This is a genomic window from Brevundimonas sp. P2_A6, from assembly GCF_056404975.1.
Map to the genome: position 1 here is coordinate 198,123 of NZ_JBFUCZ010000001.1, position 13,455 is coordinate 211,577.

Consider the following 13,455-nt stretch of genomic DNA (forward strand, 5'->3'; position numbering starts at 1 on the left):
CACCGGGCCTGCGGTGAGCCCCCTCCGTCACGACGCGAAGGCGCGTCGCGCCACCTCCCCCAATGGGGGAGGAATAACTAGACCGCCTCCAGGAACAACTTGGTTGCCGGGTTGTCGGTTTCGTCGAAGTAGGGGTAGCCCAGTTCGGCCAGGGCGGCGGTCAGGGCGGGCTGTTCGGCGGGCGGGACGCTGATCCCGGCCAGCACGCGGCCGACGTCGTCGCCGTGGTTACGGTAGTGGAACAGGGTCAGGGCCCAGGCGGGCTTGAGGCTGTTCAGGAAGCGCAGGAAGGCGCCCGGCCGTTCGGGGAACTCGAAGCGCAGGATGCGCTCGTGCGGCAGGCCGGTGGCGCGGCCGCCGACCATGTGGCGGACGTGGAGCTTGGCGGTCTCGTTGTCGCTCATGTCCTCGACCTCGTAGCCGCCTGAGCGGAGCGTTGAGATCAGATCGCGTTTTTGTTGGCCTATCGCCTCGCGCGCGGCGCTCGGCTGCTTGAGGCCGGCCTCATGCGGCCCCTGTTTCAGCGCGACCCCGACGAAGATGTGAGCGCGGCCCTCGCCGGACCAGCGGTAGTTGAACTCGGTGACCGAACGGCCGTCGAGCGCGGCCAGGAAGCGGCTGTAGACGGCCCGGTCGTCGGACATGGCGACGGCCAGCAGGGCCTCGGTGCCCTCGCCGATCTCGGCGCGTTCGGCGATGTGGCGCAGGCGGTCGAAGTTGACGTTGGCCCCGGAGTTGACGGCGATGAGGGCCCCCTGATCCGTGTCAGGATGGGCGGTGGCCCAGGCCTTGAGGCCCGCAAGCGCGAGCGCGCCCGAGGGCTCGGCCACGGCGCGGCTGTCGTCGAAGATGTCCTTGATGGCGGCGCAGATGGCGTCGTTGTCGACGGTGACGATGTCGTCGAGCAGGTCGCGGCACAGACGGAAGGTCTCGCTGCCCGCGCGGCGCACGGCGACGCCGTCGCAGAACAGACCGACCTGGTTCAGGGTGACGACTTCACCGGCCGTGATCGCGGCCTGCATGCAGGCCGCGTCGACGGGTTCGACACCGATGACCCTGGTTTCGGGTCTCAGGAACTTGACGATGGCGGCGAGCCCGGCGGCGAGACCCCCGCCGCCGATGGGGACGAAGACGGCCTCGATCGGACCGGAGTGCTGGCGCATGATCTCCAGCCCCACCGTGCCCTGGCCCGCGATGACGTCGGGGTCGTCGAAGGGGTGGATGAAGACCGCGCCGGTGTCGGCGGCCATGCGGCTGGCCTCTGCGAAGGCCTCGTCGAAGGCCTCGCCGCGCAGTATCACGGTGCCGCCCAGGGCACGGACGGCGGCGACCTTGATGGGCGGGGTGGTGACCGGCATGACGATGATGGCGGTGGTGCCGCGATGCCGGGCGGCGAAGGCGACGCCCTGGGCGTGGTTGCCGGCCGAGGCGCAGATGACGCCGCGCGCCAGTTGCAGGGCATCGAGCGTCGCGATCTTGTTGTAGGCCCCGCGGATCTTGAACGAGAAGATCGGCTGCAGGTCCTCGCGCTTCTGCAGCACCGTCCGGCCCAGGCGGCGCGTCAGGCCGGGCAGGGGGTCGAGCGGCGTCTGGACGGCCACGTCATAGACGCGCGCAGTGAGAATGCGACGGATCGTTTCTTGCATGAATCGGCGTTCGATCGGCTGTTAAGAGAATGAAGTATCCTGCGCGTGTTCATTCGGCGAACGGATTTCGCGTCAGTCTGTCGTTTTCCATACTGCGAAGTCCAGAGCGGACGTGCGCTATTGTCCCTGACCCCGCCCTTGCACCCCTCCGCCATCGGCCTATATTGCTCGCAGTTATGCTAACTTTGAGCATAAGGGTCGGGAGGCCGCATTGGTCGTCAGTCTGCAGCTGGATCGCAAGATCGCCGAGGAGACCGCGCCCGTCTGGGCCAAGGTCAAGGACTTCGTCACCCCGATGGAGTGGCCGGACCAGGCGCGGCTGATCAGCGAGATCAACGCCCTGAAAAAGGAGCGTGACGCGGTCATCCTGGCGCACAACTACATGACGCCCGAAATTTTCCACGGGGTCGGCGACTATGTCGGCGACAGCCTGGGCCTGGCCAAGGAAGCGGCCAAGTCGAGCGCCAGCGTGATCGTGCAGGCGGGCGTGCATTTCATGGCCGAGACGTCGAAGGTGCTGTCGCCGGGCAAGACCGTTCTGATCCCCGACCTGAAGGCGGGCTGTTCGCTGGCCGAGGCGATCACCGGCGCGGACGTGCGCCTGATCAAGCAACGCTATCCCGGCATCCCGGTCGTCACCTATGTGAACACCACGGCCGATGTGAAGGCCGAGACGGACATCTGCTGCACATCCGCCAACGCGGTTCAGGTGGTGGAGTGGGCGGCGAAGGAATGGGGCGTCGACAAGGTCATCCTGATCCCCGACGAGTTCCTGGCCCGCAATGTGGCGGCCCAGACGACGGTCGGCATCATCGCCTGGAAGGGCCGCTGCATCGTGCATGAGCGGTTCCGCGCGGCCGACATCGAGGAGATGCGCCAGGCCTATCCGGGGGCAGAGATCCTGGCCCACCCGGAATGCCCGGAAGACGTGCTGGCGGCGGCCGACTTCGCCGGATCGACGGCGGCGATGACCGACTACATCACGGCGAAGAAGCCGCGTCAGGTCGTGCTGATCACCGAATGCTCGATGGCCGCCAACATCAAGGGCGACGTGCCGGAGGTCCAGTTCATCGGGCCGTGCAACCTGTGCCCCTATATGAAGCGGATCACCCTGACGAACATCCGCGACTGCCTGCGCGACATGCAGTTCGAGGTGACGGTGCCGGACGAGATGATCGCGCCCGCCGCCCTGGCCGTGCAGCGAATGATCGACCTGCCGCCGCCGTCGGTGCCCGCGCGCTATGACATGATCAAGGCGCGGCATCATGTGTCGGTGGAGCTGATATGAGCGACATCGGTCCCTGGGGCGCGCGCGACGGGCGGGTCGCACCGGTCGCCCCGACGACGGGGGCCGTCCCCGCCTCCAGCCCCGGCGCGCCGCCCATAGACAGCTCCAGGAAAGACGGGGGCCAGAGCCTGCCGTGGGCGGTCGCGTCCACGCTGCTGCTGGGGGCCTTCCTGTGGTACTCGACGGGCAGCTGGATCGTGGCGGGGGCGGCGATCTTCGGCCTGTTCGTGCACGAATACGGCCACGTCCTGGCGATGAACCGGCTGGGGATGGGACCGGCCAAGATCTACATCATCCCCTTCCTGGGCGGCTTGGCGCGCGGGCAGAGGAACCCGGACAGCGAGTGGCACGGGGTGCTGGTGGCGCTGGCGGGGCCGGCGTTCGGCCTGCTGGCCGTGCTGCCACTGGTCGGGGTCTGGATGCTGACCGGCGACCAGGCGTGGATGCTGGGCGCGTTCGTGGTCGCCATGATCAACCTGGTGAACCTGGCCCCCGCGCCGCCGCTGGACGGGTCCAAGGCCCTGGGGCCGGTGCTGGCGCGGATCGATCCGATGGTGGAGAAGGTCGCGCTGATCGCCGTTGGAGCCCTGGCGGTCTGGTGGGGGGTGTCGACCGGGCGGTGGATTCTGACCATCTTCCTCGGCATTTCCGTGTTCGGATCGCTGCAGCGTGGAGCGTGGCGACCGGGCGAAAAGACCCTGTCGTGGCCCGAGGCGGGCAAGTCGCTGGGCCTGTTCCTGCTGACTGGCGCGGCGTGCGCTGCGGCGGGTCTGGGCGTGCTGCTTCCGATCGCCGAGGGTTCTCCGTCTGAGGCGCTTGGGATCGCCGCCCGATTCATCGGTATCGGACGATGAGCCGGATCAATCATGACGGGCCACTGATCATCGGTGGGGGACTGGCGGGCCTGTCGGCCGCGCTGGCGGCGGCGCCCCGGCCTGTGCTGGTGATCAGCCCGGCCCCCCTGCTTGAGGCGGCGTCGAGTGCCTGGGCGCAGGGGGGCGTGGCGGCGGCCCTGTCGCAGAACGACGCGCCCGCCCTGCACCTGAAAGACACCGAGGCGGCGGGCGCCGGTCTGGTGGATCATCACGCGGCCGAGGTCTTGACCGACGAGGGACGTTCGACCGTCGAATGGCTGGCGTCGCTGGGCGCGCCGTTCGATCGCGATGATGCGGGGGAGTTCTCCGTCAGCCTGGAGGCCGCCCATTCGATGGCGCGGGTGGCACGCGTCGGCGGCGACGGGGCGGGACGGGCGATCCTGTCGGCGCTGGTCGCCGCGGTGCGCGCAGCCGACCACATCACGGTCTGGGAAGACGCCCGGCTGCGGTCGCTGATCCAGGACGAGACAGGACGGGTCCGGGGCGCGGTGATCGAACATCCCGGCGGGACCCTGGTCGAGGTGCTGGCGTCGGCCGTGGTGCTGGCGACCGGCGGCGCGGGCGGTCTGTTCGGGGCGACGACGACGCCGACGGCGCTGAAGGGCGAGGGCATGTCGCTGGCCTGGGTGGCGGGGGCCGAAATCCTGGATCCAGAGTTCGTACAGTTCCACCCCACCGCCATCGACGTCGGACTGGACCCCATGCCGCTGGCGACCGAGGCGCTGCGGGGCGAGGGCGCGCGGCTGATCGACCGGGACGGCCGGTTCCTGCTGGGCGATGCGCCCGACGCGGACCTGAAGGCGCGGGACATCGTGGCGCGCGCGGTCCATGCGGCGCGGGCGGCGGGGCGCGGTGCCCTGCTGGATGCGACCCGGGCGATCGGTTCGCATTTCCCGCGCGAGTTTCCCGCGGTATTCGCGGCCTGCATGAAGGCGGGCCTGGACCCACGCACGACACCGATCCCGGTGGCGGCGGCGGCGCACTATCACATGGGCGGGATCGCGGCCGACCCGGACGGACGGACCAGCCTGGAGGGCCTGTTCGCGGTCGGCGAATGCGCGGCGACGGGGGTGCATGGGGCCAATCGGCTGGCGTCCAACTCCCTGCTGGAAGCCGCAGCCTTCGGGCGACGGACGGGGCGGCTGGCGGCGACGATGACGGCGGGCGACGGACCGGTCGTGGTGGGCGCGGTGGTCGATGACCTGCCGGTCGAGGCGATGCAGGCGCTGCGCGACGGGATGAGCGCGGACTGCGGCGTGGTGCGCGACGGTGAAGGCTTGCGGCGTCAGGTGGCGCTGATCGACCGGCTGGAGGCGGCCCACGGCGCGGCCCCGGCGCTGATCGCGGCGCGCCTGATCGTCGAGGCCGCGCTTGCCCGACACGAGAGCCGGGGCGGGCATTATCGCAGTGACTATCCCGACACGGCGACCGTGGCGCGGCATACCCGCTTGCGTCGGGCCGGGATCGAGGCGATGGCGGCGGAATGATCGCTTCGGTGCCCGATACCCTGATCCTGCCGATCGTGCGCGCCGCCCTGGCCGAGGACCTGGGGCGGGCGGGGGATGTCACGGCGGCCGCCTGCATCCCTGAGGATGCCCGGATGCGGGCGGTGTTCGCGGCGCGGAAGCCCGGCGTGCTGGCGGGGATCGACTGCGTGCGCCTGGCAGTCACGGAGATGGATCCGAAGGCGTCGGTCGACCTGCGGATGCGCGACGGGGATGCGTTCGAGGCGGGGGCGGTTCTGGCCGAGGTCGAGGCCGATGCGCGGGCGTTTCTGTCGGCGGAACGGACGGCGCTGAACCTGCTGGGTCGCCTTTGTGGGATCGCGACCCTGACGCGGGACTATGTGCAGGCGGTGGCCGGGACCGGGGCGCGGATTGCGGATACGCGCAAGACGACACCCGGCCTGCGGGCGCTGGAGAAGCATGCGGTGCGCTGCGGCGGCGGGATCAATCATCGCTTCGGACTGGATGACGCGATCCTGATCAAGGACAACCACATCGCCGTCTGCGGCGGGGTGGAAGCGGCGGTGCGGGCCGCGCGGACCCACGTCGGCCACCTGATGAAGATCGAGGTCGAGGTGGACGGGCTGGATCAGCTGGACGTGGCGCTGGGCATGGTCGCGGCGGGCGACGGGCCGGACGTCGTCATGCTGGACAACTTCGACCTGGCGATGCTGGCCGAGGCGGTGCGGCGCACGCGCGACGGTGGTCATCGCGTGGTGCTGGAGGCGTCAGGCGGGGTGAACCTGTCGACGGTGCGCGGGATCGCAGAGACGGGGGTGGATGTGATCTCGGTGGGGGCGCTCACCCATTCGGCGTCGGTTCTGGATATCGGTCTGGACGCGGTCTGACCTCGGGCCGCGGTGCGGTGCGGCGGTCGAACAGGGTCTGGTTCAGCCAGGTGACGATCGGCTCATCGACGAAGCGGCAATATAGGGCGGCCGTGACGATCGTGACGACCAGCGATCCACTCCACATCGCCCACGCCTCCCAGCGCACGGTCGACAGTCCCGGATACAGCGACGCCGCGATCGGCTCGACGGCATCGAACCACACCGCACCGGTCAGGGTGTGGACCATGAACAGGCTGAAGCTGACCCGCGCGCCCCAGGCGGCGAAGGGCAGGGCGCGCGTGGTCGGCGACGCGCCGCACCCCATGATGGTGGCGCAGATGGCCAGGATATTGATCACGTCCGGCCCTGCCAGGACAGCGTTGGCCAGCAGAAGGCCGCCTCCGCCGAACCCCAGAAGACGTGCCTTGACCGGCGTCAGCCGAGCGGTCTGAACGGCGCGAGCGAGGGTCAGGCCGGTCAGGAACAGGGGGGCTGCCCGGAAGAAGGTCCAGCGGAAACCCAGGCTGAACTGCTCGGTGTGAAGAACAGCCATGGACAGAAGGTCGCTGACCAGCAGGATCAGCAGGCCCAGGGTCAAGGCCGTCGCGGGCCGCTCGATCCTCAGCATCAGCCGCCACAGGGTCGGGAAGCCGGCATAGCAGATCAGCAGGGTGGAGATGGTCCAGCTGGGGATGTTCCAGTGACCCCCGCCGAAGCCGAACGCATGCAGCAGCAGGATCTGCGCGGGCAGGCCGGACCAGTCGAACCGGTGCGCCTCCGACGACTGGAAACCCAGCAGCGCGCCGCCCGCGACCATGAGCACCAGCAGTCCCAGGGTGATCAGGTGGGTCGGGTAGCAGCGGACGAACCGTTTCGACCAGAAGCGGCCCAGCGACACCGCCCCGGAGGCGACGGCGGCCCCATAGGCCTTGGCCAGGACGAAGCCGGACAGGATCAGGAAGAAGTCCGTGGCCAGATAGCCGCGCGCCAAAAAGGGGTGGAACGACTGCAGCGGCACGGGCGCCTCGTCGCCGAAATGGAAGATCACCACGAACAGGGCGGCCGCGAACCGCAGGGCGTCGAGCGCCCCGCCCCGGGGCGGTCGCGACGGGCTGGCATCAGACGGTGTGAAGGACCTTGGCATGACGACCTCCGTCCCGGAACGGGACTCGACCCGAATACAGGTTCAAGTTGTATGCCAGAGCTTGGCGCGGAACGGCCCGCGCCGAGGGGGGTTCTGGTGACAGTAGGCGAGTGAGGAAAACATGGCCGTGGTCCCGATAACCGACGAGAAACTCAGGCAGTCCGGGGGGATGGACCAGGATGCGGCTGAACGACAGCCGGTCGACGATCACGTGAATGAGGTCAGGCCCACGCTCGCCGGACGTGCCGAACCCGCGCGCGACCCTCTGGAGAGCGCAAATCGGTTCGGCAACCTTAAGGAGAATTTCGTCAATCGATGGACGGTGCGTGACCGCTAGGCACGCGATCCGTCAGGCGGTCGGGGTCGCCGGGGACTGAACCTCGACCGGCGCGGAAGCCGGCGTCGCGGGCGCGGGGGTCGGGGCCGCCGCGGGCTGGTTCGTCGCGGCCGGGGTGGCGGCGGCCGGTGCCGGGCCCGACGCCAGAGTCTCCTGCGCCACCAGGGCAGAGTAGGCGATCGCCTCCCCGGCCTGGCGAAGGGTCGTCGATGGATCGATGCCGGCATAGACGGCGCGCTGCATCTCGCCGCCGGTCGAAGGGCGGGTCTGGTAGGCGAAGGCGTTGCTGGAGCCGGAACGACCCCCGAACCGGTAGAAGACGTGGCTGCCGACCTGGCTGACGCGCAGGAACGAGTTGCGCCAGGCGGGTGCGACCCCTGTTGTATGGAAGAAGGTCGCGTTGCCGACGCCGGCATACACCGACCCCGAGAGGGCCGCCGATGCGACCGAACGTGCCCGGTTCCAGGCGACGCGATTGACCGGCGCCCGCATCGAGCCGTCGCACGTGAAGCTGAACTGGCAACCCACCCGTCGGCCAGCGCCCTGGAAGACGACGCCACAGACGCTGTGGGGGAAGGCCGGATGGCGGGCGCGGTTCAGGACGACCTGAGCCACGGCGCGCATGCCATCGGCACCCTCGCCCCGGGCCTCGTAGTAGGCGGCCTGGGTCAGGCATTCCAGGTCGCGGCTGTCATCCAACGCATTGCCGAGGTGGAAGGGGCGGGCGGCGTCGGACAGGCTGGTCAGGCTGGCACGGCGCAGATCGCTGCCGGACCCTTGCGGGCGAAGCTGTTCCAGCCGGGCGGTCAGCAGCTCGGCCTGGCGGTCGCGCTGGGCGGAGCCGGCGACGGTATAGGGGTCGTGGCGGCGGGCGATGGCCAGAGCACTGGCATCCAGGCCCCCGGCGGCGGCGGCCAGAGCCTCTTCGGTGAAGCCGGCGGACGTGGCCCCTTCCAGGCGCTCGGCCTGAGCCCTTACCGTCGTCGCCTTGGCGACGGTGCCGCCCAGATAGGCGCAACCGATCCCCAGTCCCAGAACCCCGCCGAACACCGCCGCTGCCGTCATGGGCCGAATACGGGCCACACGATCGGCGCGCGAGATCGCACGCGTGGGCGAGGGATGGATCAAAGGCGTCGTCCTATTCAACAGGGCGGGAAGCTGCCCCAGGGTCGTCTGCAGAACCGGGCGAGAGATTACGCCGCGAACCGGTTTGCGAATCGAGGCTCGGTGAACGCGAGGCCGTCGAAGAAAGCGCCTTAAGCCATCCGTTTATGGCACCAATGTGTTTGATTCGCAACTTCGTGCTGCATCGCAGCATCCGTCCCGCAAGCCGGGTCGTCGATCAGGTGAGGTGTCCGACTTTCATGTGAAGCCGGCGTGAATTCAACTCCAAGACTGTATCGCGATGCATAGCAAAGGCTTCCGAAAGTCGCCGCTGCGAAAATGACCACTCTAGCAGCGCCGATCTATTGTATTCGATGCCTGATGTGTAAGCGGCCGATCTGAACATCGGGCAACGGCGTGGAACCTTGGCCGCGGCTCGGCGTTGTGCAGCACATCCCGTCATCAGGACCGAACCCATGCGCATCGCTGTCGTCGCCTCCCTCGCCCTCTCCGCTCTGGCGCTCGCCGCCTGTGGTCAGACCATCGAGCAGCGCGCCGCGACGGGCGCAGTCGCCGGAGCCGTGGTCGCGGGTCCGGTGGGCGCGGCCGTTGGGGGCGCGGCGGGTACGGCGGTCGGCCAGGCCACCAAGCCGAACTAGATCGACCCATAACGGCGACGGGTGGACAATCCGGCGAGCCTGCCCATATCCCGTTGAATCGTGTGCGGCACCCGCGCGACGGTGGGACCCGGAACCGTATGCAAAATGGCTGGCAGATGGCTGCGAGCTTGATTTTTGCCGCCGATTCAGGTTTGCCGACCGCCGGATGCCGTTGCGTATCCCACTCGTGGCGTCCGGCCGTCCGGACGCACGACTAAACTTCCGAAGGACGACCGACCGCCCGCATGAGAGATCTGAAACAAACCGGCTTCAACGACCGCATCACCGCCCAGCAGGAAGCCAAGAAGGCATTGCTGGCCAAGTTCAAGCCCAAGCCCACCGTCACCGACCCCGAGTTCGACCGTCTGGCCGAAAAGCGTGCGGCGGAGAAGGAAGCCCTTCGTCTTCAGCACGAGGCCGCCAAGGCCGAGGAACGGCGGATCAAGCAGGAGCGCGAAGATGCGCGTCTGGCGGCGCTGCGCGAAACCGAGGAGGCCATGGAGGCCGAGAAGCGCGCCGCCCGCAAGGAGCGCAAGCAACTGACCAAGGAAGAACAGAAGGCCGCCCGCGACGCCCGGTATGCCGCCCGCAAGGCGCGTCGCTAAGACACTATCCGAGGCGTCCGGGATCAAGGCCGCGCGTGGCTACGGCTAGGGTGACCGCGATCAGGCATCCACTGTGGATCGCCCCAGCGCGACCATAAGCTGTTCGCTGGAGTAGGGCTTGCGGATGAACGGCCAGGGCGCCTCGGCCAGGGCTGCATCCACGTCGTCTCCCGCATAGCCCGATGTCAGAATAATGCGCAGCTTGGGATCCCGGCTTGCCGCCTGACGGGCCAGTTCGAAGCCGGTCATGCCGCCCGGCATGACGATGTCGGACAGCATGATGTCGAAGCGCCTCCTGGACAGGGCGGCCAGGGCGTCAGGCCCGTTCTCGACCGCCTCGACCTCCAGCCCCATTCCGGCCAGCAGATCGACCGCGATGGTGGCGACAGCGATGTCGTCCTCGACCAGCAGCAGGCTTCGACCCGAAAGGTCACCTCGCGGCATCGCCGGTTGCGGCGTCGCCGCTTCCTCGGCCACGACCGGCGGAAGATAGAGGGTGATCCGGGTGCCCTCTCCGGGTGTCGATTCGATATTTACCCCGCCGCCGCTCTGACGCGCGAAACCGTAGACCTGGCTGAGACCCAGACCCGTTCCCTTGCCGACCGACTTGGTGGTGAAGAAGGGCTCGAAGACCCGGCGCTTCGTCACCTCGTCCATACCGACGCCCGTGTCCGACACGGTGACGCAGACATAGTGACCGGCCGCGAGCTCGTTGACCTGCCCGGCTTCGACCTCACAGGCCTGGGTCTGGACGGTGATGCTGCCCCCATCCGGATCGGTCTTGTCGCCGACGGCGTCGCGCGCGTTGACGATGAGGTTCAGAAGCGCCGCTTCGAACTGGGCCGGATCGACGCTGACGCGCGCCCCACCCCGACGCAGCTTGAGCCTGTAGGTGACGGCCTCGCCCACGGCGCGCCGCAGCAGGGGGTCGCTCTCCCGGATCAGGGCATTGAGGTCGATGGCCTCCGGACGCAGCGCCTGACGACGCGAGAATGCCAGAAGCTGGTGCGTCAGTCGTTCGCCGCGCCGGGCTGCGGACAGGGCGGCCTCGCCGAACTTCTGACGCCGCGACGCGTCGTCGGGCGATTTCAGGATCAGGTCCAGAGCCCCGATCACCACGGTCAGCAGATTGTTGAAGTCGTGGGCCACGCCACCGGTCAGACGACCGACGGCCTCCATCCGCTGGGCGTGCATCAGGTCGGCCTCGGCCTTCGCCTTTTCGGCCAGAGCCTCGCCCACGCGTTCCTCGAGCAGTTCGTTAATGCGCTTCAAATCCTGCTCGACCCGCCGGGCGTCGGTGACGTCGAAGGCCACGCCGACAAAGCCGATGACGTCGCCATGCAGGGTCAGGCGAGGCCGGGAGAACGATCTCAGCCAGCGATATTCGCCGCTGTGATGCAAATACCGCGCTTCCAGCGCGAAGGGCTGGCCGGTCGCTTCACCGGCCAGGGATTCAGTGACCAGCCGGGCCTGATCCTCGGGATGAATATAGGTTCGCCAATCGGCCGTCCGGACGGTTTCGTAGTCGCCGCCCATGTAATCGACATAGGCCTGGTTGACGAACGACCGGGTCCGGTCGCTGTTGGTGACCCAGATCAGGACGGGCGCGGTGTCGGCCACGGCCCGGAAGCGGGCTTCGCTGTCGCGGACTTCAAGCTCCGCCTGGGCGCGTTCGACGTCGGACCAGGTTCGCTCGGCCACATCTTCGATCAGGGAAATGTCCTCGGCCAGCCAGTCGCGAGGTGTTCTGGAGTGAACCTGCAGAAAGCCACGCATCTCGCCGCTGCGGAACAGGGGCACGACGACGAACGCGCCGATCTGGAGGCTTTCATACGCCACGGGTGAGAGCGCGGTTCGCGGATCGGTCCGGGTATCACTGACGACCAGTGTCAGGCCCAGGAACAGCTCTGGATCGATCAGGCCGCCGAAATCAGCCAGCGCCCGCTGTCCGGCCGCGCTGGGCACGCCTTCTGTCCAGTCCGGGTGCACCGTGACCATCTGGCGATCATCGGACACGTCTCCGTAGCCGACCCGCGACGCCCCCAGCAGGCGACCCAGAATGCTCTGGACATGATCCATGATGGCCTGGGGGTCCTCCAGTTCGCGAACGCCGTCGGCCAGCTCCAGCAGGAAGCGCTGGCGGCGTTCCTGGCGAGCCAGGGCATCGAGCGCATTGCGGGTCTCGGTCACATCGAACGACAGGCCGACATAGCCCTGAAAGTCGCCGGACCCATCGATCCGCGGATTGACCGCGACGCGCATCCAGCGCCAGACGCCGTCATGGCGCTGGAACCGCGCCTCGAACGAATAAGGGTCGAAGCGGGTGCGTGCGTCGACCTGGATGGAATTGACGGCGTCGATGTCATCAGGATGGACAGACGCTTTCCACGCCTGCCCCATGAAGGTCTCGCCCGGCCTGCCGTAGAAGGTCACAAGCGCCGCGTTGACGAACTCGACGTCCCCGGCCGCATCGGTCAGCCAGACGGGAGAGGGCGCGGTGTCGGCCATCAGGCGGAAGCGCTGCTCGCTCTCGCGCAGGGCCACCTCGGCGGCCCGGGCATCGGAGATGTCGGTGTGGACGCCGACCCATTCCAGAAGAGCCCCCGAGGCGTCCAGGGTCGGCACCGCCCGGACCGCGAAGGTGCGATAGAGGCCGGCCGCCGTCATGACGCGGTGCTCGAACTCGAACACGGTGCGAGCGGCCACGGCCCGTTTCCAGGCCTCGACCGAAGCGGCGGCATCGTCGGGATGCACGGCGTCGGCCCACCCGTAGCCGCGATAGTCCGCATGCGTCTGGCCGGTCAGGGCGGACCAACCCGGCTGTTCACCTTCCATCCGGCCGTCGGCGGTGTTGGTCCAGAGGATGCCGCGAACCGCATCGACGGCCGTGCGAAACCTGGCCTCGCTGCGGCCGAGATCGGCGACGGTCCGGTCCAGCCGCGCCAGGGTCTTGCGCAGGGAAGCCGCCACGAGCGTGACGAATGCGCCGACGATGATGAAGTTGAACGTCGCCACTCGGCCCATGGGCGAGGAAAGACCGACGCCGACGGCACTGGGGCCGGCGATGACCCACCCTCCGAAAAGACAGGCGAGGGTGGCGGAAAACCCCGCGATGCGTCCTCCGGTCAAGGCGGCCAGAGTGACGGCCGGGAGCAGGATGATGAAGCCGGTCACGTTGCCGTAAAAGGCATTCCCCGCCCAGCGGATGGCCAGCCCTGCCGCGGCGAAAGCCAGGCCGAGGAGGACGCCCTGCCACCATGGCCGTGCGTGAACGCGAGCCAAGCGCGCCAGCACCGCCTCCGGTTGCCACCCGCGAACCGATCCCCCAGCGACGCTCATCAATCCCCCGTTCGCGCGGTGGCGCGATCTGCGGCAACGCTTTTCACCCGCCTCGCGTTCCATGGCCGTTCGCGATGGGTCTCAGACGCGACCCTGCCGCAGCCTGCGGGTTGGCGAGGGAGG

At 68.6% G+C, this 13,455-nt stretch carries 11 protein-coding genes; 7 read left to right on the forward strand and 4 right to left on the reverse strand.

What is annotated here, in order from left to right; translation table 11 throughout:
* Positions 1-77: 77 nt before the first annotated feature.
* Positions 78-1,646 (reverse strand): threonine ammonia-lyase, biosynthetic, encoded by a 1,569-nt coding sequence (gene ilvA / locus AC1DW4_RS01065; RefSeq protein ID WP_477015383.1) that lies wholly within the window; start codon positions 1,644-1,646, stop codon positions 78-80.
* Positions 1,647-1,857: 211 nt separating this feature from the next.
* On the opposite strand from ilvA, the gene nadA reads away from it, so the two are divergent.
* The 4 genes from nadA to nadC are packed head-to-tail and all read left to right on the forward strand — an operon-like array spanning position 1,858 to position 6,162.
* Complete coding sequence (nadA, locus tag AC1DW4_RS01070) at positions 1,858-2,934, forward strand: quinolinate synthase NadA (RefSeq protein ID WP_477015384.1); 1,077 nt, start codon at positions 1,858-1,860, stop codon at positions 2,932-2,934.
* Positions 2,931-3,788, forward strand: coding sequence for a metalloprotease (locus tag AC1DW4_RS01075; protein ID WP_477015385.1), 858 nt, complete (start codon positions 2,931-2,933; stop codon positions 3,786-3,788). The genes nadA and AC1DW4_RS01075 overlap by 4 nt, the downstream gene beginning before the upstream one ends.
* Entirely contained in the window at positions 3,785-5,296 is a 1,512-nt protein-coding gene (locus AC1DW4_RS01080; protein ID WP_477015386.1) for an L-aspartate oxidase, read from the forward strand. The genes AC1DW4_RS01075 and AC1DW4_RS01080 overlap by 4 nt, the downstream gene beginning before the upstream one ends.
* Positions 5,293-6,162, forward strand: a complete 870-nt coding sequence (gene nadC / locus AC1DW4_RS01085; protein WP_477015387.1) for a carboxylating nicotinate-nucleotide diphosphorylase — start codon at positions 5,293-5,295, stop codon at positions 6,160-6,162. The genes AC1DW4_RS01080 and nadC overlap by 4 nt, the downstream gene beginning before the upstream one ends.
* Here nadC and AC1DW4_RS01090 read toward each other — a convergent pair.
* The gene (locus AC1DW4_RS01090; RefSeq protein ID WP_477015388.1) at positions 6,116-7,288 is read right to left on the reverse strand and encodes an acyltransferase family protein; all 1,173 of its coding nucleotides are present in this window, start codon (positions 7,286-7,288) and stop codon (positions 6,116-6,118) included. The two genes, nadC and AC1DW4_RS01090, sit on opposite strands and share 47 nt — an antisense overlap.
* Positions 7,289-7,409: 121 nt before the next feature.
* Here AC1DW4_RS01090 and AC1DW4_RS01095 point away from each other — a divergent pair, with 121 nt between their 5' ends.
* Positions 7,410-7,625 (forward strand): hypothetical protein, encoded by a 216-nt coding sequence (locus AC1DW4_RS01095; RefSeq protein ID WP_477015389.1) that lies wholly within the window; start codon positions 7,410-7,412, stop codon positions 7,623-7,625.
* A gap of 12 nt (positions 7,626-7,637) precedes the next feature.
* Here AC1DW4_RS01095 and AC1DW4_RS01100 read toward each other — a convergent pair whose 3' ends face one another.
* Positions 7,638-8,690 (reverse strand): cell wall hydrolase, encoded by a 1,053-nt coding sequence (locus AC1DW4_RS01100; protein ID WP_477015390.1) that lies wholly within the window; start codon positions 8,688-8,690, stop codon positions 7,638-7,640.
* Positions 8,691-9,205: 515 nt separating this feature from the next.
* Here AC1DW4_RS01100 and AC1DW4_RS01105 point away from each other — a divergent pair.
* Both AC1DW4_RS01105 and AC1DW4_RS01110 read left to right on the forward strand, forming a co-directional pair.
* Positions 9,206-9,388, forward strand: coding sequence for a hypothetical protein (locus tag AC1DW4_RS01105; RefSeq protein ID WP_477015391.1), 183 nt, complete (start codon positions 9,206-9,208; stop codon positions 9,386-9,388).
* Between the two features lie 245 nt (positions 9,389-9,633).
* Positions 9,634-9,993, forward strand: a complete 360-nt coding sequence (locus AC1DW4_RS01110) for a DUF6481 family protein (RefSeq protein WP_477015392.1) — start codon at positions 9,634-9,636, stop codon at positions 9,991-9,993.
* Positions 9,994-10,053: 60 nt separating this feature from the next.
* Here the strand turns inward: AC1DW4_RS01110 and AC1DW4_RS01115 are convergent, their stop codons facing one another.
* Positions 10,054-13,332 carry a PAS domain S-box protein gene (locus tag AC1DW4_RS01115; protein WP_477015393.1) on the reverse strand — a complete coding sequence of 1,093 codons (3,279 nt, stop codon included), beginning with the start codon at positions 13,330-13,332 and terminating at the stop codon, positions 10,054-10,056.
* Positions 13,333-13,455: the final 123 nt, after the last annotated feature.

Coding starts and splice junctions, on each gene's coding strand:
- AC1DW4_RS01075 (WP_477015385.1), top strand. CDS start 2,931: ATGAGCGACATCGGTCCCTGGGGCGCGCGCGACGGGCGGGTCGCACCG.
- AC1DW4_RS01115 (WP_477015393.1), bottom strand. CDS start 13,332: ATGAGCGTCGCTGGGGGATCGGTTCGCGGGTGGCAACCGGAGGCGGTG.
- AC1DW4_RS01110 (WP_477015392.1), top strand. CDS start 9,634: ATGAGAGATCTGAAACAAACCGGCTTCAACGACCGCATCACCGCCCAG.
- AC1DW4_RS01105 (WP_477015391.1), top strand. CDS start 9,206: ATGCGCATCGCTGTCGTCGCCTCCCTCGCCCTCTCCGCTCTGGCGCTC.
- nadC (WP_477015387.1), top strand. CDS start 5,293: ATGATCGCTTCGGTGCCCGATACCCTGATCCTGCCGATCGTGCGCGCC.
- ilvA (WP_477015383.1), bottom strand. CDS start 1,646: ATGCAAGAAACGATCCGTCGCATTCTCACTGCGCGCGTCTATGACGTG.
- AC1DW4_RS01080 (WP_477015386.1), top strand. CDS start 3,785: ATGAGCCGGATCAATCATGACGGGCCACTGATCATCGGTGGGGGACTG.
- AC1DW4_RS01095 (WP_477015389.1), top strand. CDS start 7,410: ATGGCCGTGGTCCCGATAACCGACGAGAAACTCAGGCAGTCCGGGGGG.
- AC1DW4_RS01090 (WP_477015388.1), bottom strand. CDS start 7,288: ATGCCAAGGTCCTTCACACCGTCTGATGCCAGCCCGTCGCGACCGCCC.
- AC1DW4_RS01100 (WP_477015390.1), bottom strand. CDS start 8,690: ATGACGGCAGCGGCGGTGTTCGGCGGGGTTCTGGGACTGGGGATCGGT.